General features: G+C 42.1%; 22 protein-coding genes and 1 pseudogene. 9 read left to right on the top strand and 14 right to left on the bottom strand.

Annotated elements, in window-relative coordinates:
• Positions 1-113: pseudogene (locus tag H6F42_RS04905) on the bottom strand (photosystem II q(b) protein); the annotation flags it as partial.
• A 120-nt stretch (positions 114-233) separates the two neighbouring features.
• Here H6F42_RS04905 and ribD point away from each other — a divergent pair.
• Positions 234-1,349, top strand: a complete 1,116-nt coding sequence (ribD, locus tag H6F42_RS04910; protein WP_199288912.1) for a bifunctional diaminohydroxyphosphoribosylaminopyrimidine deaminase/5-amino-6-(5-phosphoribosylamino)uracil reductase RibD — start codon at positions 234-236, stop codon at positions 1,347-1,349.
• Positions 1,350-1,392: 43 nt separating this feature from the next.
• Here the strand turns inward: ribD and H6F42_RS04915 are convergent, their stop codons facing one another.
• Entirely contained in the window at positions 1,393-2,199 is an 807-nt protein-coding gene (locus H6F42_RS04915; RefSeq protein WP_190398250.1) for an ion transporter, read from the bottom strand.
• Between the two features lie 75 nt (positions 2,200-2,274).
• On the opposite strand from H6F42_RS04915, the gene H6F42_RS04920 reads away from it, so the two are divergent.
• Complete coding sequence (locus H6F42_RS04920; protein ID WP_190398251.1) at positions 2,275-3,495, top strand: lipid-A-disaccharide synthase-related protein; 1,221 nt, start codon at positions 2,275-2,277, stop codon at positions 3,493-3,495.
• Positions 3,496-3,585: 90 nt separating this feature from the next.
• Here H6F42_RS04920 and H6F42_RS04925 read toward each other — a convergent pair whose 3' ends face one another.
• Positions 3,586-3,921, bottom strand: coding sequence for a 2Fe-2S iron-sulfur cluster-binding protein (locus H6F42_RS04925; protein ID WP_190398252.1), 336 nt, complete (start codon positions 3,919-3,921; stop codon positions 3,586-3,588).
• A 66-nt stretch (positions 3,922-3,987) separates the two neighbouring features.
• Here H6F42_RS04925 and nusB point away from each other — a divergent pair, with 66 nt between their 5' ends.
• Positions 3,988-4,632, top strand: coding sequence for a transcription antitermination factor NusB (gene nusB, locus H6F42_RS04930; RefSeq protein ID WP_190398253.1), 645 nt, complete (start codon positions 3,988-3,990; stop codon positions 4,630-4,632).
• Positions 4,633-4,663: 31 nt separating this feature from the next.
• On the opposite strand, the gene H6F42_RS04935 is transcribed toward nusB, so the two are convergent.
• The 4 genes from H6F42_RS04935 to gvpA all read right to left on the bottom strand — a co-directional run bounded on the left by H6F42_RS04935 (position 4,664) and on the right by gvpA (position 7,544).
• The gene (locus H6F42_RS04935; protein WP_190398254.1) at positions 4,664-5,002 is read right to left on the bottom strand and encodes a gas vesicle protein; all 339 of its coding nucleotides are present in this window, start codon (positions 5,000-5,002) and stop codon (positions 4,664-4,666) included.
• Positions 5,002-5,883 (bottom strand): gas vesicle protein GvpN, encoded by an 882-nt coding sequence (gene gvpN, locus H6F42_RS04940; RefSeq protein ID WP_190398255.1) that lies wholly within the window; start codon positions 5,881-5,883, stop codon positions 5,002-5,004. The genes H6F42_RS04935 and gvpN overlap by 1 nt, the downstream gene beginning before the upstream one ends.
• Before the next feature lies 1 nt (position 5,884).
• Positions 5,885-7,027: a hypothetical protein gene (locus H6F42_RS04945; RefSeq protein WP_190398256.1), complete on the bottom strand. Its 1,143-nt coding sequence runs from the start codon at positions 7,025-7,027 to the stop codon at positions 5,885-5,887.
• 298 nt (positions 7,028-7,325) lie between these two features.
• Positions 7,326-7,544: a gas vesicle structural protein GvpA gene (gene gvpA, locus H6F42_RS04950; RefSeq protein ID WP_009626980.1), complete on the bottom strand. Its 219-nt coding sequence runs from the start codon at positions 7,542-7,544 to the stop codon at positions 7,326-7,328.
• A 386-nt stretch (positions 7,545-7,930) separates the two neighbouring features.
• Here gvpA and H6F42_RS04955 point away from each other — a divergent pair, with 386 nt between their 5' ends.
• The 4 genes from H6F42_RS04955 (at position 7,931) to H6F42_RS04970 (ending at position 13,608) form a co-directional block, all read left to right on the top strand.
• Positions 7,931-8,152, top strand: a complete 222-nt coding sequence (locus H6F42_RS04955; protein WP_190398257.1) for a DUF3285 domain-containing protein — start codon at positions 7,931-7,933, stop codon at positions 8,150-8,152.
• A gap of 429 nt (positions 8,153-8,581) precedes the next feature.
• A complete protein-coding gene (gene ybeY / locus H6F42_RS04960; protein WP_190398258.1) occupies positions 8,582-9,100 on the top strand; it encodes an rRNA maturation RNase YbeY in 519 nt (172 codons plus the stop codon).
• A gap of 444 nt (positions 9,101-9,544) precedes the next feature.
• Positions 9,545-9,976, top strand: a complete 432-nt coding sequence (locus H6F42_RS04965) for a diacylglycerol kinase family protein (RefSeq protein ID WP_347272288.1) — start codon at positions 9,545-9,547, stop codon at positions 9,974-9,976.
• 281 nt (positions 9,977-10,257) lie between these two features.
• The gene (locus tag H6F42_RS04970; RefSeq protein ID WP_190398260.1) at positions 10,258-13,608 is read left to right on the top strand and encodes an efflux RND transporter permease subunit; all 3,351 of its coding nucleotides are present in this window, start codon (positions 10,258-10,260) and stop codon (positions 13,606-13,608) included.
• A gap of 47 nt (positions 13,609-13,655) precedes the next feature.
• Here H6F42_RS04970 and H6F42_RS04975 read toward each other — a convergent pair whose 3' ends face one another.
• Complete coding sequence (locus H6F42_RS04975) at positions 13,656-14,369, bottom strand: pyridoxine 5'-phosphate synthase (RefSeq protein ID WP_190398261.1); 714 nt, start codon at positions 14,367-14,369, stop codon at positions 13,656-13,658.
• 380 nt (positions 14,370-14,749) lie between these two features.
• Between H6F42_RS04975 and H6F42_RS04980 the strand changes: the two genes are divergently transcribed.
• Positions 14,750-16,003 (top strand): aminotransferase class I/II-fold pyridoxal phosphate-dependent enzyme, encoded by a 1,254-nt coding sequence (locus H6F42_RS04980; protein WP_190398262.1) that lies wholly within the window; start codon positions 14,750-14,752, stop codon positions 16,001-16,003.
• Between the two features lie 61 nt (positions 16,004-16,064).
• Here the strand turns inward: H6F42_RS04980 and H6F42_RS04985 are convergent, their stop codons facing one another.
• Positions 16,065-17,360: an EAL domain-containing response regulator gene (locus H6F42_RS04985; RefSeq protein WP_190398263.1), complete on the bottom strand. Its 1,296-nt coding sequence runs from the start codon at positions 17,358-17,360 to the stop codon at positions 16,065-16,067.
• A gap of 281 nt (positions 17,361-17,641) precedes the next feature.
• On the opposite strand from H6F42_RS04985, the gene H6F42_RS04990 reads away from it, so the two are divergent.
• Entirely contained in the window at positions 17,642-19,132 is a 1,491-nt protein-coding gene (locus H6F42_RS04990; RefSeq protein ID WP_190398264.1) for a DUF3086 domain-containing protein, read from the top strand.
• A gap of 85 nt (positions 19,133-19,217) precedes the next feature.
• Here H6F42_RS04990 and H6F42_RS04995 read toward each other — a convergent pair whose 3' ends face one another.
• The 5 genes from H6F42_RS04995 to secY form a co-directional block, all read right to left on the bottom strand.
• Complete coding sequence (locus tag H6F42_RS04995) at positions 19,218-19,499, bottom strand: TMEM165/GDT1 family protein (RefSeq protein ID WP_190398265.1); 282 nt, start codon at positions 19,497-19,499, stop codon at positions 19,218-19,220.
• 19 nt (positions 19,500-19,518) lie between these two features.
• Positions 19,519-19,920, bottom strand: coding sequence for a TMEM165/GDT1 family protein (locus H6F42_RS05000; RefSeq protein ID WP_190398266.1), 402 nt, complete (start codon positions 19,918-19,920; stop codon positions 19,519-19,521).
• Positions 19,921-20,021: 101 nt separating this feature from the next.
• The gene (gene infA, locus H6F42_RS05005; RefSeq protein WP_009625470.1) at positions 20,022-20,261 is read right to left on the bottom strand and encodes a translation initiation factor IF-1; all 240 of its coding nucleotides are present in this window, start codon (positions 20,259-20,261) and stop codon (positions 20,022-20,024) included.
• A gap of 81 nt (positions 20,262-20,342) precedes the next feature.
• Positions 20,343-20,900 carry an adenylate kinase gene (locus tag H6F42_RS05010; protein WP_190398267.1) on the bottom strand — a complete coding sequence of 186 codons (558 nt, stop codon included), beginning with the start codon at positions 20,898-20,900 and terminating at the stop codon, positions 20,343-20,345.
• Complete coding sequence (gene secY / locus H6F42_RS05015; RefSeq protein WP_190398268.1) at positions 20,900-22,240, bottom strand: preprotein translocase subunit SecY; 1,341 nt, start codon at positions 22,238-22,240, stop codon at positions 20,900-20,902. The genes H6F42_RS05010 and secY overlap by 1 nt, the downstream gene beginning before the upstream one ends.
• Positions 22,241-22,429 lie beyond the last annotated feature (189 nt).

Consider the following 22,429-nt stretch of genomic DNA (forward strand, 5'->3'; position numbering starts at 1 on the left):
ATCATCAATACGCCGAACCATCCGATGTATAGACGGTTGTTGGTGCTGGTGATCCAGTTGCAAAACTGATCCCAGATCGAAGCGCTTTCGCGTCTTTGTACTGCTGTGGTCATTAGTTTATGATTGCGTTTGAGAAAAATTTATAATTAGCTTTCGCTATGTAAGTAATGTAACGTTGCACATGTAGTTTTGTAAAGCGTTTGTAACACTAATCTATCCTTAGGTTGATCAGTATGTCTGGATATCCGCCCACACAATTTGATTTGACTCAGCACGATCGCTATATGCAGCAATGTCTTGAGTTAGCTCAACAGGCGATAGGGCAAACCGCACCAAATCCGATGGTGGGCAGTGTGGTTGTTAAAAATGGACGGGTATTAGGCAAAGGTTTTCATCCGAAGGCAGGACAGCCCCATGCTGAGGTATTTGCGATTCGGGAGGCTGTGCAAACTGGAGAAGATTTAAGTGACGCAACTTTATATGTAAATTTAGAGCCTTGTAATCATCATGGGCGCACCCCCCCTTGCTCTGAGGCGATCGTCCATGCAGGAATTGGTCATGTTGTGATCGGGGCAATTGATACTGATCCGCGAGTTGCGGGGACTGGACGCGATCGCCTCCGCGCGGCAGGCATCAGTGTGGTTACAAGTGTCTTAGAGCAGAAATGTTTGGAGCTAAATGAGGCATTTTTTCATCGAATAAAAACGGGACTGCCCTTTGGTATTTTCAAATATGCGATGACCCTTGATGGCAAAATCGCTACCACGTCGGGACATAGCTATTGGATTACAGGGCAAGCATCACGAAATTTAGTCCATAATTTGCGAGCAAGCTGTGATGCGGTGATTACGGGCGGTAACACGGTGAGGCTTGATAATCCGCATTTGAATACCCATGGAGTAAGTAAGCATTGCCCTTTGCGGGTTGTAGTTACTCAAACTTGTGAACTGCCTGAAGATGCGAATTTATGGAAGATAACAGACATAGAAAAAACCTTAGTGATTACTTTGCCTGATATTCAGTCAGGACTTAAACAGAAATTACGCGATCGCCAAGTTGAGGTTCTAGAATTAGCCGATATTTCTCCCCAAGTTGTAATGAAAGAATTGGGAAGAAGAGGATTTAATAGTGTTTTGTGGGAATGTGGGGGTAGGTTAGGGGCAGCAGCGATCAAAGCGCAAATGGTGCAGAAAATTTATGCATTTATTGCGCCTAAGCTGATTGGTGGATTTGAGGCTCCGAGTCCGATTGATGATCTGGATTTGAGATTGATGACTCAGGCAATTAATTTATCAAGAACTCAATTCCAACAAATAGATGCGGATTTTTTAATCACTGGTTATGTCTAAATAGAGTTGCAGCGCTTTGCGCTGCAACTCTATTTAATATTGATTAATATTGATCTGCTAGCTTAGTACCACAAGCTTTGCAATACTTCGCATCACTCTCATGGAGTGACAATCCACAACTAGAACAGACAACTTCTAGTAATTTTGTTCTATCACTATCAGAGCGATCGCTTTGATTAGCAGTTTGAATTAGCCGCTTAAATAATTCGCTTAGCTGTACAGGAATGAGGGCAATTCCCGTGAGAACCATTAGAACTGTGGTGAGTTTTCCAGCATCGGATTTGGGCATTACATCGCTATAGCCCACCGTCGTCATCGTAAAAATCGAGAAATAGAAGGCATCAAGAAAATTGTGAAACTTGGGGTTATTAGGATGTTCGATTTGATAGACCAATCCTGAGAAGACAAAGACGATCGCAAATAAAGTAAATAGAATCCGAAACAGGATGGCGATATCTTCGGTCTTGTGGGCAAATAGCGATCGCGACTCCACTAAACGAATGAGCCGCAAAATCCGAAACCAACGTAGAAGGCGAAGAAACGCGATATCAATTGTCCCTAAAAAGAAAGGCAAAATTGCTACCAAATCAATGATCGCATAAAGACTAAATAGGTATTTAAGCCTCTCTTCCGCACACCATAATCGCAAAAAATACTCAAAGACAAAGAGATCTAAAATGATGTTATCCATCAGATTCAATCGATGTCTTACCACTTCTGATATTTCGTAGGTTTGGGCTACAAAGCTAGTTGCCGAAGCCAAAACAAGAAGCGCGATCGCAATATTGATAACTTTACCGATGGGGGTGGCAAGGTCATCTAGATAAAATCTGATTTTTTGCCTTAGCATTTTGTCTTATGCATAATGTCGCAGTTTCTACTAAAGTTACATTAGCTTATAAAAATTAGAGTTTTTTAATAAAACGTGGAAATTTTATGTATCAGTAACGGACATGGTGAAGATATCGTTGCTGCCCGTATCTGTGTTGAACTAGAAAAATTAGGATTTTCGGTGATTGCCTTACCGCTTGTGGGCGTAGGAAATGCCTATGCAAAGGCGCAAATATCAATAGTCAATCAATACACACAGGCGATGCCTTCAGGTGGATTTGTCAGAATGGATAGTCGCCAACTAGCCCGTGATGTCAAAGGTGGATTGGTGGGGTTAACTCGTAAGCAATTAGGTTTTGTTTGGAAATGGTCGAAGGACAATCGGAGGGGTAAGCGATTGATCTTAGCAGTGGGCGATATTGTGCCACTGCTATTTGCTTGGTTGCCAGCTAAGTTTGGTGGTTGTGAATTTGCGTTTGTAGCGACGGCTAAATCAGAATATTATTGGCGCGATCGCCAAAGTTATTTGCCCCATGTCAAGAAACCTTTTGGGGGTTCTACCTTTTTTCCTTGGGAACGTTCTTTAATGCAAAGCGATCGCTGCAAGGCGATATTTGTAAGGGATTTGCTAACTTCTGAGATTTTAAATAAAGAATTTAAACTACCTGCTATCTATCTCGGTAATTCGATGATGGACGGACTTACGCCTCATGGATTGGATTTTGGAATTGGGGAAAATGATTGGGCTGTCACCATTCTTCCGGGATCGCGATCGCCAGAAGCTTATGAAAACTGGCTCACATTACTGCTATGTTCCCAAGTCATTTCTCGCACCATTCCGCACAATGTACATTTCTTAGTGGCGATCGCGCCCGATCTCGATCTAGAAAAATTCGGACAAAGCATTATCCAAAAGGGGTGGCTGCGTTTAGATGAAAAGACTTTTAAAGTGCAAAATGCGCGATTATTACTTCTGCAAGATGGATTTGGGGATTGCTTGCACCAATGTCATTTAGGACTAGCTATGGCGGGAACTGCGACCGAACAATTAGTTGGACTTGGTAAGCCCGTAATCACGATCGCAGGAAATGGACCTCAGTTTACGCGCAAGTTTGCCGAAGAGCAGGCGGATTTGTTGGGTTGTTCGATTAACTTAGTGGATAAGCCAGCCCAAATTGCGGAAGTTCTCAATAAAATCCTGCAAGATCCCGACTATTTTCAAGAAGTTGGGCGTAATGGTGAGGAGCGGATGGGGCGATCGGGAGCCTCCGCACGGATCGCTAAATATATTGCCAAGGATTTTAACTTTCAATGATCGTGGCGTAGTTATTAAAGTGAATAAGTAAGGGTGTGGGGCAAAGCCCCACACCCTTACTTATTCACTGGGAAGTAAGTAGTTATAGATTTAGACACTAACGCTAGAGCCAAAGCGGATTGAATACACTTCTTGCTCCTTATCGGTGTAGATTTCCACATCCGACTTAGGATAGGAAACACAGAGAAGAACGTAACCCTTTGCATCTAACTCTTCACCCATACCACCGATTCCCATGCCTTGGCTTTGGTCAACTTCACCCTTCACAATTTGGGCAGCACAAGTTGTACATACCCCTGCATAGCATGAACAGGGCAAATCCACGCCCGCCGCGATCGCGGCATCAAGAAGAGCTTGATCGGCGGGGGCAGGAACAGTATAGGTTTGTCCGTGATGATGAAGGGTAGCTGTAAAGATCTGAGTCATTTTTATAAGGTTTAGTGCGTAAAGTGGATGATAAGATGTTCAATTGGCTTAATTTTATCTCCTCCTATGCAACCCCGCCACATCGCCCGCGAACTCGCACTGTTTAGTATCAATCAATTACCTAGCCAATCTCAAAAGCTAGAGACTAAAACGCTGGATGACATTGTTACAGCCGTCGTGCGATCGCTGCACGATGAAACTAAAGAATTATTACAAACCGCTAGTGCGGAACTGCAACGCAGTCAGGAACGCATATCTTCTAGCGAAACCCGCACTGGTGACATCCGCCAAGATATCCAAGCTGTGGAGGGTATGGTACGCGAGGCGATCGAGCTAACCAAAAATGCCATTAACAATATTGGCTCGGCCTTAGAGTTTCCTGTGACCTTAGTACTGTCCCAACGCGCTGAAGTGCGTGATTACACGATTGATATTCTCAAAACTGTAAATACTAAGCGATCGCAGATTGATGAAACCATCAGTAGCGCCTTAGTTAATTGGCAAATTGATCGCCTTGCTCAAGTTGATAAAGATATTTTGCGAATTGCCACCGCGGAAATGATGTTTATGAGTGTGGCAAGTAAAGTCGCGATCGATGAGGCAGTAGAATTAGCAAAACGATACAGTAGTGAAGATGGGTATCGATTTATCAATGGAGTGCTGCGCCGCATCGACGATCAGCTTAAAGCAGCACGTAAGGCTAAATCTTAAATAGAAATGGCGGCGCTTTGCGCCGCCATTTCTATGGATTAGGATTGGCTTCTAATTGCTTTACAGCAGCTAATTCTCTTTCCAAAAGATTGACTCTTTCTAGTAACTGTTGATTAGAAGCAAGAAGTTCTTGAGTTCTCGAAGATAAATAGGGATCGGACTCCCACCAGTTAATCCCGATTTCTTTTGCTTTGTCTACTGAGGCAACAAGCAGCCGAATCCTAATGCTCAGCAACTCCACACTGCCCACGGACACAGTGATATCACCAGCAATGACAATTCCCTTATCCAATACTCTTTCCAGAATATCGGCAAGGGAGGAGCCAGTCGTACTAGTTTTGATTGCTTGAGGTTTAAGCGCTTGAGACATTAGGGTATTTGATCCAATAGTTTAGCGAGACCGAGTTCTGACTCAGGCTCACCATTACCATAACGGGAAATCAGTACATCAAAACACAAATCACGAAAGTCATTATTCTGTCCAGAAACAGGAATTTCATGCTCATGACAGATTTTGCCAATTAATAGACAAGCTCTTAAGCTCGATGCTTTGCTACATTCGACTTGGCGACGATAGCCTCGAATCAAATTGATTAACTTCAGCGCTTGAGTGCGATCGAGTCCAATCCGATTCACTAAGATTTGCTTCTCAGTTTCGATGTCCGCTTCACCAATGTTAATGGTGATCATGCGATCGAGTAATGCATCCTGTGTTGGATGCACACCTGCATACTCGTCAGGATTAGAAGTAAAGATCGCCCGAAACAAGGGATGCACCCGCACATATTCCGATTGAGAACTATCGGGCGGTAATACGATTAGTTTCTCCTCAAGAGCGCTGAGCAAGACGTTATTTACTTCAGGGCGCGATCGGTTGAACTCGTCATAAATAAGCGTGAATCCCTCTTTAGCGGCTAAAGTGAGACGAGAATCTGTCCAACTTTGGCGCAAATCATCCTCTACTTTTAAGACCGAATGGATGTAATTGTCCACGACTTTCTTACGGGAATAGCCTGAGCTAGAGCCGACCAGTTGAGACGATCGCAAATCTTCATCGCCATAGATCAACACCATTGGTCGTCCCACCAACCCCGCAAGGTGCATGGCGAGAGTGGTTTTGCCAGTACCTGCGGGACCACGCAAATGGATTGCAAAACCTGATTGCAAATAACGTAAGGCGCGACGAACTATTTGTTTAGTGTAGTCAGTGCTGACAAATTGACGAGCATTAGCGTGGAGAACTGTGGTCATGTTATGAGCCTTCAGCCATTTGTAGTAAGGTATTCAGAATATCAGAAGGATCGACTTTGAGAGTATTTGCGCCTTGGGCAAGCAAATCTCTAACGGTATCGCGATCGTTTACCACTTCTAACAAACTAGAGTTTGTCGATAGTTGGGAAACATAGTCAATCACAAATTGCTCGATTTTGCCTGATGTTTTAGGATTTTCCTTAGGTGTTTCCTTGGGTTCTTCCTTCACTTCCACAGACTTGGCTGCTGGCTCTGGAGCTTTTACAGTAGTTTCCGCCTTAGCACTTTTCTTACTAGGCTTAGATGGAGACTGCTCCGCTACCTTGGGCGCAGGCTTCACTTCAGGTTGAGGCTTAGCGACAGGGGGCGTTACGGCAACCGATCTTGCGCCAGCCCATACAGAAGCTCTCAGTTCAGAGTGGAAAGCTTGTAAATTTTGGGTTTGGGCTTCAGCTTCAGCAGTTCTCTTGGCTCCAATTTGCTCTAGAGAATCTCGGACATTTGCCGTGCGATCGCTGGCTTCCTGCACTCTTGATGCAGCATCTTGCTGTCCTTGGGAGATGCGTTGCTTGTTAATAGCTTGAATTTGGGCGGCGGTAGCTGAGGCTCGGTCTTCAGCCTCCCTAGTTCTGAGTTCAGATGCTAGCTTGGCGCTTGCTAAACGCTCCTTGGTTAGATCTTCAATCTGCATCTGGGTTAAGGCTACTCGCTCTTGCATTACTTGCTGACGCTGTTCGCTAGCCGCTTTACCAGCTCGAATTCTTGCCTTGTGAATATGTTTTAGTTGCGATCGCGTTTTAAAAGTACGAGTTCTGACTTCTTGAGAGCGATTTTCACTATCTTCTACAGATTGTTCTTTGCGGCTAATATTAAGTTTTAGCAAATACTCGGAAACCTGACTAGCACGATGCTGGAGTTCATCCAGTCGCGCTTCTAAGGCATTTTCCGCGATCGCCTGTCTACCCTGTTCCCATGCCAGACGTGTTTGCTCAGCATGAGCTAAATACTGAGCAGTAGCTTCAGATTGAGCTTGCAAATCTTTTTCTCTCTTTTGCCGAGCTAGTTCTTGCTCTGCCAAAAAGTCCGCCCGTTCTTGTAATCGTCTCTGCCTTGCTTCTGCAAACCCTTGCATCAAAGAAGCCATAACGTTATCCTCAAATTCATGCTTTCAAATCAAATCTTCAAACTGCCTATGCCAAAACCTAATAAAGCAAATCGCTTATCCCAAATTAATTGTCATTAATTCTCTGAAAATTTTTCATTAATCCCCCTCCCCACCATATAACTACCCTGCTAAAAATTTACTGCTTGTTCAATATTAATTGTTTAACATTAAATTGACAGAGTAATTTTTTAGTGAGAAGGGAGTAAAAATAAATCGGCAGACTAATCTATTGTTTAGCAGTCTACTACTTAGTATTTATTACTAAGAGCAAACTAGGCTAAGCAGCAGGTACTGCTGCCGATGCTGTAAGACCAACTGCTTCCGCATACTTGAGATATGTTTCTACAGAGGCGATAACGACACGAGCTTCGATTGATAGCAGTTCGATTCCCACCAAAGAGACTCTTACCCATGCATCAATAACAATGCCCTTATCCAAAATGCGATCAATGACTTCCGCTAGGCTAGAGGAAGAGTTGACTTTTTCGACTGCCATAGTAATGTTCTCCTTGAGTTAACTATGTTCGGCTTTTAAATTCTGCCTGTGCAAACTTTACTACACAACAGCAAAATTACTTATACTTATTTTGTACTAGTCATCTTGTATAAAGATGACATACTTAAATTCTATAATGTTTAGTGAATATCAATGATAAACTTTCTTTAAGAGAACAATGGCTTTAAAAAATTAAATATTTTAGCTGTGAGACTAGCAATATATTTTTTGTCAAAATCCTATCGAAGTGAGCAGCTTCAATTAAAACTTAAATTGAATAGCAGATCACCTTGTCAAACGATAGAGCTTTTATTTTTCAGAACTTTATATTGATTGGTTTTCTGTCTACATATAATTTCTATCAAATAAATTAACTCAAACAAACTATGAGCATTAATACTCAAGACCAACCCCAAAAACCCAGTAGTGCCGATCCAAGCTATAAAGCGCAAAAAGACAATGCTAGTCAAGCTAAAGCTCAAGATGGATTTGTCAAACTAGCTATGCGTAATATGGTTAACAAGGGTAACACATCCTTATTTCATTTGGGATTAACTGTTCTTGGTGTATTTGGTACTTTAATTGGATTAGCGATCGTATTTCACTAGGATTTTGTTGGCTATAGTCAACAAAAACTTTAAAGTTATTTGCAAATATTCTGGGTATTTTTCCAATGCCAGCTTTAAGTTGTTGCTTTTATTAATTCTAGTTTTTATAACTCACATTTCGCGAGTCACTGGAATATTTTTTTAACAAGAATCATTTAAAAACTTACATTTTTTTATCTTTTATGTAAACAATAACTTTGTCTAGCCAAAAGTAATATTTTTAGAACTTGGCATTATATACAAAACAATTGTCAAAGAATAAAACAATAATTAGTAATTATTGTTTTATTCTTTATTTAATTATTGTAGTTATAGCGCTTTGCACTTTCTAAGAAATTAAGACATTTTTTAAAAGTCTAGCTTTGCAACCCTTTGTATGCCCCCAATCCTCATAGAATTGCAGCAGAAAGTTATGGAGTATAGGAACCATTGAGTATTGAGCTATATTGCGAACTCTATTCTGAAATTGCTGATTGCCATCCGATCGCCCCGCATCAATGGCAAGACTGGTTTACAGTCTGGGAAAATCATCTTGTTTCTGAACAAGCGATCGCCACGGGAGAATATGAGCTTTCTCTAGCGGTTACCGATGATTTGACAATACAACAACTTAACCAGCAATATCGTCAGCAAGATCGCCCAACTGATGTTTTATCCTTTGCCGCTTTAGAATCAGAAGTTCCCGTAATTCCCGAAGATGAATCTGACTATAGTGAACCTACCTATTTAGGGGACATTATTGTTTCTCAAACTACCGCAGCAAGGCAAGCATTAGAGCGAGGACATTCCCTTATCTATGAATTAGCTTGGCTGGCTGCCCATGGCTTATTACATTTACTAGGGTGGGATCATCCCGACGAAGAAAGTCTAGAAGCAATGCTTGAGCAGCAAGATTTAATGCTTAGTCTGATTAATCTACATAGCAATGTTGAAACAATCACCCCCTAGAGATGAGTGGCGGCGCGAAACCATAAGTGCTTGGGCAAAGTAAATTACCAAAACCCGTAAAGTTGCGTCCCTATGGGGCGCAACTTTACGGGTTTTGGTTGGTAATTAATTATGCTTACCTACTTAACTCCCATCTGTTGGATGGAACACCAAATGTGAATTAAAAACCAGACTCAGTAAGGCTTAATACCAAAGCGCAAAATGGCGGAGCCATTTTGCGCTTTGGTATTAAGCCTTGTAAAGCTATTTATATTTGCAGACTGGGTAATATGACAATTGATGAGCTACTGAAAACGCAACTTAATTTATATAAACTAATCCTTGCGTATTAAAATCTTGGCACTTGCTTAGCAAAGTCTATTTGGAATAAACTCCATGAATATTGATTTATCGCTACCAAGACTATTTCTGTTTTTATTTAATCCGCCTTCTGTATCCGAGCAAATGACTGAGAACGATGATTTCCATAAATCTGAACAGAGCGCTACTCAGCGCAATGACTCTTTTCAAATTGCCACGAATTTATTTTTGAGCTTTAAGTATGCGGGAGAGGGGGTAGGCTATGCTTTTCGCACACAGAGAAATTTTCGGATTCATTTAATTATTGGCGCGATCGCCTTATCCCTAAGTCTCTATTTCAAGCTATCGGCGGTAGCTTGCTCGATTATTAGCCTGACGATCGCCTTAGTTTTAGTATTGGAACTATTAAATACCGCTTTGGAGGCAGTTGTAGACTTAACGGTAGGACGAGAATTTCATCAGTTAGCAAAAATTGCCAAAGATTGTGCCGCAGGGGCAGTATTAATTGCGGCGATCGCGGCTCTAATTATTGCCAGTGCGTTGTTACTACCCTATATTCTCGATACTTTAATTTAGTAAGCAGTGGCTTAAAAAGCGGAATACAAAACAATGGGTGTGCGGCTTGGTCGCGCACCCATTGTTTTTTGATAAGGGAGTACAAAGGCAGACCCAGTAAAGTTTTGAGACTCAGAAAAATGGCGTTGTAATTTTTTGAATGGGTATTAAGCTATGATTAGACTAAAATATAAGTCTGCTAATACCTCGACTTGTGAGCAAGCGAGCTAAATTATTTAGTGTATTTTGGCGGTCAGTGGCTAGGTATATTCCCTTAACTCTTCATTCTTATATCTCAGCCCATGCTGCTATCCATCTCTGACTTCTTTATCAGACGACCTGTATTTGCAACAGTATGTTCTGTCATCATCACCCTCTTGGGAACAGCCTGTATCTTTATTTTGCCTGTTGCCCAATACCCTGAAATTACGCCTCCCAAGGTAACGGTGACTGCAAACTACGTTGGCGCAAATGCTGAAGTGGTCGAATCGACAGTTACTAATATTCTCGAAAGAGAACTCAATGGAATCGAAGGAGTTCGTTACATTACCTCTACTAGTGCCAATAATGGGACTAGTTCGGTTAACTTAGTTTTTGATTTAGGCAAAAACAAAGATATTGCGGCTGTGGATGTGCAGAATCGTGTCTCCACCGTCCAATCACAATTGCCTGGCCCCGTGCAGCAGACTGGCGTGAGGGTTAGCAAAGAATCTTCAGGTTTTCTCTTTGCGATCGGGGTGTATGCCGAAAAGGGCGAATATGACGATCTTTATTTGAGTAACTATGCTGACCTTTATATTGTCGATGCCATTAAGAAGGTCAAGGGAGTTGGTAACGTCATTATTTTTGGTGAACGCAAATATGCGATGCGGGTATGGCTCGACCCTAATCGACTATCAGCGAGAGGTTTGACTGCACAGGATGTTGTAGGGGCAATCCAAAAACAAAACATACAGGTAGGGGTTGGGCAAATTGGTCAGCAACCCAATCTCCCCGATCAGCAATATCAACTATCAATTTCCGCAACAGGTAGGTTAAAAAGTACTGAGGAGTTCTCAGACATTGTGATCAAAACCGCTACCGATGGCTCACTTATTAAGCTTCGGGATGTCGGACGAGTAGAATTGGGCGCAGAGAACTATGGTTCTACTTTGAGATTTAACGGTACTCGTGGGATTGGGCTAGGTGTTTCGCAATTGCCTGATGCTAATGCTTTGGATGTGGCAAAGGCAGTAAAACATGTCCTAGAGGATTTAAAACCCACTTTTCCCCCCGGATTAGATTATGAAGTTGCTTTCGACACGACTAGTTTCATCGAAGCAGGAACTGAAGAAGTAATTATTTCTCTATTGATTGCGATCGCGCTGGTAATCGTGATTATTTACCTGTTTTTACAGAATTGGCGTTCAACCCTAATTCCTGCGATCGCGATTCCCGTTTCCTTAATTGGGACGTTTATCTTTATTAAACTGCTCAATTTCAATATTAATACTCTGACTCTATTTGGGTTGACCCTCGCGACAGGGCTGGTGGTAGATGATGCGATCGTGGTGGTTGAGGATGTGACGCGCCGCATTCAAGAAAAGGGTGAAACCCCCATTAAAGCGGCGATTTCGGCAATGAATGAATTGCAAGGGGCGGTAATTGCGAGTTCCTTAGTACTGATCGCGGTGTTTGTTCCTGTTGCCTTCTTTCCGGGAACCACAGGACAGTTATATAAGCAATTTGCGTTGACGATCGCTTTTTCGATTACTGTTTCTACCTTCAATGCGTTGACACTTTCCCCTACTTTGGCGGGTTTATTGCTTAAGCAGGAAGCCCCAAGGAGTAATTGGTTTTTTGATCGAGTCAATTGGGTAATTGATGGCACACGCAATAACTATGAATGGTTGCTAAAAAAGGCAGCTAATCTCAAAGGCATAATTCTGATTTTGTTTATCTGTTCGCTTTTCCTCACCTATTGGGTTTACAACATCGTTCCTAAAGGATTTTTGCCACAAGAGGATCAAGGCTATTTCATTACGATTGTCCAAGCGCCTGAAGGTGTATCGCTAAATTACACCGAAAAAGTTTTGGAAAATATCGAAGGGATTATGCGTAGTAAGGATGAAAAGACAGGACAACCTGTTTATCCTGAAATCTCCAATATTTTTGCGATCGCAGGCTTTAGTTTTAGTGGCAACACTCCCAACAACGGGATTGTGTTCACTACGCTCAAGCCTTGGAAAGAGCGATCGCGATCGGCTGAGGCGATCATTGGCGGCTTTACCCCTCAACCCTTCGGCTTACTACCTTCTTTAATTTCGATTAAAGAAGCTTTTGTAGTTCCTTTTCCACCGCCAGCCATTCAGGGCTTAAGTAACTATGGTGGCTTTGAATATCAATTACAAGATAAGGCAAATCAAGGTTTTCCTGTAATCGAGCAGACGATGGGCGCTTTATTAGGAAAAGCCAGTACCTATCCCGATCCTAATCGTCCGATGCTAGCGGGCTTGCGTCCAAACTTTAATGGCAACACTCCCCAGTTGACCGTTGAGGTCGATCGCGTGAAGGCAAATGCTTTGCAGGTATCTTTGCAAGACATTTACAACACCTTACAGACTTTGCTCGGTTCTCAATATGTCAATGACTTCAATACCTTTGGACGCACCTATCGCGTTTATGTACAAGCCGATGCTCAGTTCCGTGCTAATCCCGACGATATTAATAAGCTCTATGTGCGATCGGCTAAGGGACAATTAATCCCTCTTAGCAATCTCGTCAAGGTTTCTCAAACCATTGGACCATCGATTATTAATCACTATAATCTGTTCCGTTCTGTGCAAATCACTGGTAACACCGCCCCCGGAGTTAGTTCAGGACAAGCGATCGATGTTATGAACAAAATTTCTAAAGAGGTTCTTCCAAAGAGCTTTAGCTACGAATGGTCGGGCTTATCTTTAGAAGAGATTGGCTCTGGTAGTAGTGCTTTCTTTATCTTTGGGTTAGGAATCGTTTTTGTATTTTTAGTACTCGCTGCTCAATACGAAAACTATATCGATCCCACGATCATCATGCTAACAGTGCCGCTTGCGGTATTGGGAGCACTTTTAGCGGTAATGGTGCGTGGGTTTTCCAATCCCAATTTTGTTAACGATGTTTATACCCAAATTGGTTTGGTTATGCTAATTGGGATGGCAAGTAAAAACGCAATTCTGATTGTGGAATTTGCCAATCAGTTGCATGAAGGCGGTTTGAGTATTACGAAATCTGTAATTGAAGCGGCTCAGCAAAGATTACGCCCGATTCTGATGACTGCTTTCTCGACTATTATTGGCATCTTTCCACTCGTAATTGCCACAGGTGCAGGAGCCGCCGCCCGTCAATCAATTGGTACGGCGGTCATGGGTGGTATGTGTGTAGCCACATTTTTAAGTCTCTTTGTTGTACCCGTTCTATATATTTTTGTGAAAACTATTGAAAAGAGCGTAAAGCTAGATGTTCACAAACCACCTAGTGAAAACATCTCTGAGCTTGCCTTAGCCCATGACTATGCAAACGGTCATGAGCACCATTTACATAGAGATTCACTAAATGGCGATCATATTCATCCTAATCAAAATGATTCCAGTGAATCATCTGATAAGCCACATCCAGATAATGTCAATTCATGATTAAAAAGAAGAGAGTTGCCGTACAAATTACTGCAACTCTCTTCTTTTTAATTGATTAATTCTTTCATCTCTCGAATCGCCCTCTCCAAGCCCACAAGCACTGCGCGGCTAATGATGCTGTGACCAATGTTTAACTCTTCCATTCCATTTATTTGAGCCACAGGACGAGTATTCCAATAGGTTAAACCATGCCCTGCATTTAGTCTCAATCCCAGACTAATCGCCAGTTCTCCGCCTTTGGTCAATACTTCTAGTTCTTTCTTATGCTCTCCCTCATTTTTGGCGTTAGCATAAGTGCCTGTATGTAGTTCCACAAATTTTGCGCCAGTTTTTGCCGAGGCTTGTAGCTGATCGGTTTCAGCATCCACAAATAAACTTACAGGTATACCTGCTCCTTGTAATTGGCTGACAAATTTACCTAAGCGATCGCATTGGGCTTTGACGTTAAGTCCACCTTCAGTGGTGATTTCTTCTCGTCTTTCGGGAACAAGAGTAATATAGTCGGGTTTGACATCAAGGGCGATCGCTACCATCTCAGGAGTAGCAGCCATTTCGAGATTAAGCCGAGTACGAATAGTTTGCCTTAATAAACGCACATCTCGCTCTTGGATATGACGACGATCTTCGCGCAAATGGACAGTAATACCATCCGCTCCTGCTAATTCAGCAAGCACCGCCGCAGTAACGGGGTCTGGTTCTACACCCCGACGAGCTTGGCGGAGAGTTGCAATATGATCTATATTCACTCCAAGTGTAGGCAAAGCTTTCTCCTCAAAAAATCTTTAAATTTTATTCATATCCTTTACTTTACGACAACAGAGTCCTGATTAAGCTCTAAAAATTAAATGTCGCAAAATGCGAATCCTCACTGTAAAAGGCTTTGCATTTTATACATCTCAGATCAAGTTAGCAATAAAGTCTTTATTAAGTAGCTAGGCATAATTAAAATCCAGACCTAAAAACCTACAGCGCACGCGCAGCGTGCGCTGTAGGTTTTTAGGTTTTATATTTAATTGCGCCTAGCTACTTAGCGTAATTGTGAGCAAGTAGCGATTGCTTACTCATACTAGACAAAAACAAACAAATTCGCGTAGGATCAAAAACCCGACAAAAAATCCCGAAGACAATGACCTCTGAAAAAATGAAACTGCTAGTTGAAGAAGCAGTGACAGCCCTCGTACCTACTTTCGCCAAAATCGACCTCCATGTAAAGGGAAATCTCGAACGGGTTTTGCAAGCTTTTCGCGATCATCGGGTTGGCGCACATCATTTTGCGAGTGTTTCAGGCTATGGTCATGGGGATATGGGGCGCGATGTCCTTGATGCAGTATTTGCTCAAGTTATGGGAGCGGAGTCCGCCGCCGTCAGAGTTCAGTTTGTCTCAGGAACCCATGCGATCGCCTGTTGTTTATTTGGCATTTTGCGCCCCCTTGATGAGCTTTTGTCAGTTGTAGGCGCTCCCTATGACACCCTCGAAGAAGTAATTGGCTATCCTTTAGTTAACGATCCGCAAGCGGCGGCAGGTCAAGCCATTAACTATGCGGGTTCGCTTAAAGACTTTGGAATTACCTATCGCCAAGTGGAACTCACGGCTGAAGGGGGCGTAAATTGGGAAGCCTTAGCCAAAGCCGTAAAACCACAAACCAAGATGGTTTTAATTCAGCGTTCCTGCGGCTACGCTTGGCGACAAAGCCTATCTATCGAAGATATTGAAAGAATCATTCAACTAGTAAAGCAACAAAATCCTCATACGGTCTGCTTTGTGGATAACTGCTATGGCGAATTTATTAGCGATCGCGAACCCACGGCGGTCGGAGCCGACATCATCGCTGGCTCATTAATCAAAAATCCGGGAGGCACGATCGCGACGGCGGGAGGATATGTTGCAGGCAAAGCCGAGTATGTGGAACTAGCGGCTCAGAGGCTCACTGCCCCCGGAATCGGACGAGAAGGAGGTGCAACCTTTGATCTAAATCGTCTCCTCTTTCAAGGTTTGTTCCTTGCGCCACAAATGGTGGGAGAAGCCATGAAAAGTAGCCATCTCGCCGCCTATGTTTTTGATAAATTAGGCTACAGTGTCAAGCCGCTACCTTACGAGCCAAGACGCGACATTATCCAAGCAATTCAATTAGGAAACCCCAAAAAACTTATTGAATTCTGTCGCAATCTTCAGCAATTTTCGCCCATTGACTCCTACGTTGATCCAGTACCGGGGGAGATGCCGGGATATGTGAGTCAGTTGGTTATGGCTGGTGGCACTTTTATTGACGGTAGTACCTTAGAGCTTTCGGCGGATGGCCCCTTGCGCGAGCCTTACACAGTATTTCTGCAAGGGGGAACCCATTGGACACATTTAGCGATCGCCCTTGAAAATTTCAAAATTGAAGACTTATAGATATAGCTAAACCCCAAGAAAAAAGTTGCGGCGCTTAGCGCCGCAACTTTTTTCTTGGGGTTTATTGGGAAAATATATTATTGATGCCATTGCTATATCTTTCTAGACAAATATGAGTAGTATTACTTTCTAAAAGATTAGAAGCAGCTTCAGCATTAAGAGATTTAGCAAATAGATAGCCCTGTCCATAACATTCCGAGAGCGAAGAAGCAAAAAGTTCTTTGAGCAATTTAAGCTGCTCATCAGTTTCTATTCCTTCAATAATCACTGTTTTGCCTAAGGTAAACGCTAGAGAAGCAATAGCTTTTACGATTACCCACTCTTTTTTTACAATAAATGATCGATCTATTTTCAAAACATCGATCGGGAAGTCGGTAAGCCGTCGTAATGATGAATATCCCGTACCGAAATCATCTATACAAAACTGAATACCTAATTCTTTTAGTTGATGGAGAATTTGTAAAGTGCGATCGCGATCGCCCATGACCGCACTTTCTGTAATTTCAATTTTTAAGCAATTAGGATTGATTTCATAGTCAACTAATATTTTGCTGACATCTTTTACTAAATTAAACCCTATGAGTTGCTTGGTGGAGACATTCACACTTATTGTCAAATCTTTATACTTCGGGAAATATTTCTTCCAAATTTGTAACTGCTTGCAAGCAGTTTTAATTACCCAAATTCCTATAGGATTAATCAAATCAGTCGTCTCTACAAGATCAATGAATTCAGAAGGTTGAAGTAATCCCCGTTGAGGATGATTCCAGCGAATTAAAGCCTCAAACCCTGTAATTAAATTAGTCTTAAAATTAACAATTGGTTGATATTCTAAAACTAGTTCTTCGTTAATTAAGGCTGATTTTAATTCTAGGTATAAATTCCAATCAAATCCAGTTAGATGAGATATTTCTTGTTGGAGGCTAATATTCTGGCTCTCTAAAAGCCGAGTTTGTTCAAGCAATTCAGCCTGTAGTGATGCCACTCGTAAATGTACTTCTACCCTAGCCAGAACTTCTACAGGATGAAATGGTTTATTAATAAAATCTATACCACCTACAGAAAATGCTTCTAACTTCTCTTCTGCATTATCAATACCACTAATAAATACTATGGGAATTTCTTGGGTTTTTGAATTGTTTCTTAAAATTGTACATACTTCAAAACCATCCATATCTGGCATTTTAATGTCAAGTAAAATCAGGTTTGGAATGTGAGTATCGGCTAAATTAATTGCCGAAAATCCGTTTGTTGCTTCCAAAATTTTATAGCCTTGATTACCTAACATATGAGAGAGCAATTTGAGGTTAAATTCTGTATCATCAACGATTAATATGGTGGATTTATCTTTACTCATCTTCCAATATAGTTAGCAGCCAGCAAATACCGTCTTAAAACTCAAAAAACATCAATAAACTATAATTCTTCCATATATAGTCTTAGATTATTTGATAATTATGAAGACTTAATTATTTGTGGAAAGGGTTAGTAAAACTTAACGCTTCCATGTAAATAGTTTTTCAACAAGATTAACTCTTCATAAATGAGCCAATTTTTAGCAGATCGCTACTTAGCTTTAGAGAAAATACTAGAAAGAAATTGGTATAAAATAGAAATGAACGATGCGATGAGAACTTTATGGAGTCCGATCAACAGCCTGTAGAAGTGGAAAATTCTAATTTTTTAAATTCATCTGTACAAGGAGAGTCCCCCGAAGCGATCGCCCTATCCATTAATTTAGATGAGTCTAAAACTGAAAATACTGCCAATACCGAAGATATTGCCGATATTTTGGAAATCTCTACTGAAAATTTGACATCGTCATCGCCAGAACATAACGAAGTAGCTACATCAGCGCCAGAGGTAATTGCTGATGATGTATCCCAAAATGAAGCTGAGCCTGAGCCATTAGCTCCACTTTTAGCCATTATTGAGCAGCTCAAACAGCAAGAAACTGAGCTAAAAGCGGAACTAGAACATCTCAAAAATGCTAAAACTAAAATTCTCCAAGATCAGATAGATGATTTGCAGTCAGGTATTATTCGCCTAGCTCAAGCAGATGTGGCAAGGCTCGAATACCAAAAACAAGAACTACAAGCGGCGATCGCTGTTCTCGAAAAACGCAAAGATCGTCTAGACAAGGAAATGACCAGCACCTATGCAGGTGCTTCGCAAGATATTGCGGTACGAGTCCAAGGTTTCAAGGACTATTTAGTGGGGAGTTTACAAGATTTAGTCGCTAGTGCTGAAAAGCTAAATCTGATCGCCCCCCCAGCTAAGGAAGTGGAGCCTGTAGTAGTTTCTGAAAAGAAACCTGCTAAAGAAATTGAACCTCCACTTTTGTCGGAGCAAACCTTTGCCGAATACAAACAACGAGTCGATCAGCTTTTAGAACGCTATCGTACTCTGCCCGATTATTATGGGCCTGCATGGAAATTACGGCGTACTTTTGAGCAGGTTCATGCCGATCGCGTTTCCAAATGGTTTTTTGAGCAGTCGGGACGTGGTGCAATCCGCACGATGGGAACTCGTTTGCAAAATATCTTGGTGACTTCGGCAGCCATTTCGGTCTTAAAAGCCGTGTATGGAGAAAAATTACGGGTATTAGTACTCGCGACTTCTCCCGAGCGTCTGGGCGAATGGCGACGTGGATTTCAAGATTGTTTGGGCTTGACTAGAGAGCATTTTGGCTCAGACAAGGGTATTGCCCTATTTGAAGATCCTGAACCTCTAGCGACTAAGGGCGATCGCCTTGTCAAGGAAGGGCTAAGCCCTTTAGTGATTATCGACGAATCAGAGGAATTAATCTCCGTCGATCTATTGCGATTTCCCCTGTTAATTGCCTTCGGCGGCGCACCTGATACGAAGACGGGCGCTCCTTCAAGCTATATCAATCGCGATTCAAATCGTGACACTCCCAATAATCGCGATAATCGTGACTATAACCGTGAGTCAACTCGCGATTATCCCAAAGACTTTAGCAACGATTATGCGCCTAAAGATCAGCGCAATCGCGATTACGGAACAAGAGACTATTCAAGTCAAAATCGTGATTATGGTCGTGATAGTGGCAGCTATGGTGGTGGCAATCGGAGCCGAAATAATCAAGATTCTGATTGGGATTGGTAATTATCGACCCGAAAAAGAATAGCGGCGCTTTGCGCCGCTATTCAAAACCAATAAAGCAAAAGGTTGGCTTTGCCAACCTTTTGCTTTATTGGCTACTAGAGTCGGTCATAAATAGACGCATTGCCATAATCGCAAATAAACCAGCCGCGATCGCTTTCAGTAATTTTGTGGGCATCAGCACCGAAATACTATCGCCTAAAATCACCCCAATAGAACTAGCCAGCAATAAAGCTGCTGCCGAACCAATAAATACAAATCTTGGGGCTGCGGAACTGCCACTCAAGCTCAGGGTTGCCAATTGGCTTTTGTCCCCCAACTCTGACAAAAAGATCGTACCGAAACTCAAAAATAATAATTGCCAATCCATATATTTTTAGAAGATATTTTTAGGCGATCGCATCCCACAATAAACTAAGCGAAAGAATCAGAAAACTTAGACCAGCCAAAGTATTTAGTAAGCTAGGTGAAAAGGTCTTAGCAAGCCATTTACCTGCTAGCACTCCTAGTAAGCTTGTTGACACTAAAGCGATCGCCGCCCCCGCAAATACAATTAAAGGCTGATGAGACTGAGCCGAAATCATGAGAGTAGTTAACTGGGTCTTATCGCCAATTTCAGCCAAAAACACGGTAATAAAGGTAGTTACTACAATTTGCCAATGCGGATTTTTTTGAGCTTTTTTTTGCGATTGCGATAACTGTTTAGTTACTACCGATGTTAATTGATCTGGAGTTGGAGTTAATGGTTTAGATAGCGTTTGCAGATGCGGTTCAGGTTTTGCAGACATCATTATTGATAAGCTCGATTTTGCTTTTCATAATCCTTTCATAGTTCACATTATATATTAGTCCATAAAAAAAGAAGCGCTCTACGAGCGCTTCTTTTTATGATTTATTTTTTGCCGCCGCCTTGGTTTTTGAGACGGTAGGTAATACGTCCCTTAGTAAGGTCATAGGGTGTTAGCTCCACCTTTACGCGATCGCCTGGCAAAATCTTAATGTAGTTCCGACGAATCTTGCCAGAAATATGGGCAAGTACATTAAAGCCATTATCGAGGGCAACTCGAAACATAGCGTTAGGAAGAGATTCAGTTACCGTCCCTTCCATTTCAATAGCATCTTCTTTTGACAAATAAACACTCCAAAATTCAGTATAAGTTCTATATATTTCGATAATTTTATGAAGCGTTGCTCCCTAAAATTACCAGCGTACCTATGCAAGGAATTTTTTGACTGCTTCAGTTACTTCTGGCATCGACGGTGTGCCATCAATTTGTTTAACCTTATTTCCATAAAATTCCAGCAGAGGTCTTGTTTTGGCATTGTATTCCTCGAGCCGATTCTTGATCACCTCTTCTGTGTCATCTGCTCGACCTTGCTCGATCGCCCTTGCTTTCAGGCGATCGATTAGGACTGCGTCTGGCACATCAATGTTAAGCACCGAATCATAGGGCTGACTTAAATCGGCAAGCAGCACATCTAAGGCTTCCGCTTGAGCGACAGTCCGAGGAAAACCATCTAAAATCCAACCAGATTGAGTGTCAGGTTGGCGCAAGCGGGACTCAATGACTTCAATTACCACTTCGTCAGGAACCAAACGCCCTGAATCACTATAGGACTTGACCTTAAGTCCTAAGGCAGTGCTTTGCTTAATTTCAGCCCGAAAAATATCACCAGGAGCAATTTTTGGCACTTGCCATTCATCTGCCAAAATTTCTCCTTGCGTACCCTTACCAGCTCCAGGCGGTCCCATCAAAATCACTCTAGGCATTATTGTTTGACCATACCTTCATAACGTTGAGAAATTACATATGTTTGAATTTGCTTGGAAGTTTCGATCGCCACACCGACCAAAATCAGCAAAGATGTTGCACCGATGCCACTAAAAGTAGATACACCCGTCGCCTTCTCCAAAGCACTAGGAATAATTGCAATCCCACATAAAAATACGGAACCCAGCAAAGTTAAGCGATTTAAGACGCCACTGATATAGTCAGAGGTTGCCTTGCCCGGACGCACTGTAGGAATACTACTACCCATCTTTTTGAGATTTTGAGACAACTCAATCGGATTAAGCACTAACGTGGAATAGAAAAAGCTAAAACCGAGAATGAGCAACATATACACAGGAATATGTCCCGCCCCACTCGGCGAAATCCAAGTAGCGATCGACACAAAAACATCGTTATTAATACTTTGGCTGAGATAAGCAGGCAAAATCATCACCGACGAAGCAAAAATAATGGGCATCACCCCGCCTTGATTCAAACGCAAAGGCAAATATGATTGTTGTTCGCGGTAGAGTTTACGACCTACTTGCCGACGCGCCGAAATAATCGGAATGCGTCTGGTTCCCTCTTGCACAAATACAATTCCCACGATCATAATCAAGAAGATGAGTAACAAAAGAATAACGCCACCAACTCGGGAGCTATCCTTTTGAGCAAGAGAAATTGTGTCACCTAAAGACTTAGGTAAGTTTGCCACAATACTAATAAAAATCAGTAAAGAAGCACCATTACCAACTCCTTTCTCCGTAATCAGTTCCCCAGCCCACATTACAAACATCGAACCTGCCGCTAAAGCAACAGTAGTCTGGAAAATAAAACTGGAAAAAATTACCCTGCCATCGCCAATGGAGAGCCAATTAGAGCTTGCCTCGGACAATACGCCAGAGTTTTGCACCCAAACGCCCAAGCCCCAGCTTTGAATAACTGCCCATACAAAAGCTACATAGCGAGTGTATTGAGAAATTTTTCTTCTACCAGCTTCACCTTCATTTTTTTGGAGATTTTCTAAGGTCGGTAAAGCCGCAGTCATCAATTGCATGATGATTGATGCGTTAATAAAGGGCAAAATACCGAGGGCAAATATACCTAGTAGTGATAAGCCACCACCAGAGAAAATATCTAAAAAATTAACTACAGCATTATTTTTAACAATTTCGGTAAATCTTAAGCGATCTACTCCTGGCAATGGCAAATAGATGCCCAGCCTAACTAATATCAAAACACCCACAGTAACTAGCAAACGTCCACGCAAACCTGCGGCTTGCGCCATTTGTAGAAAAGTTTCCTGTGCTGTTGGCGTTTTTCCTTTACTGACAACCATAACTAAACTTACCTCAAAGCTATTGGTTATAGAGTAAGCAATGCTTAGCACTCCCTACCCAAACATATTTAAATATTGTAGTTCCACGAAGATCGCGATACATGCCGATCAAATGGAGAGCAAGCTGCACAAACTACCTGCGCCATAGGTTTGGCGATTTTATACTAGCTACCCTAAAACAACAAAAGA

This window comes from Pseudanabaena sp. FACHB-1998 (assembly GCF_014696355.1).
GTDB lineage: Bacteria > Cyanobacteriota > Cyanobacteriia > Pseudanabaenales > Pseudanabaenaceae > Pseudanabaena.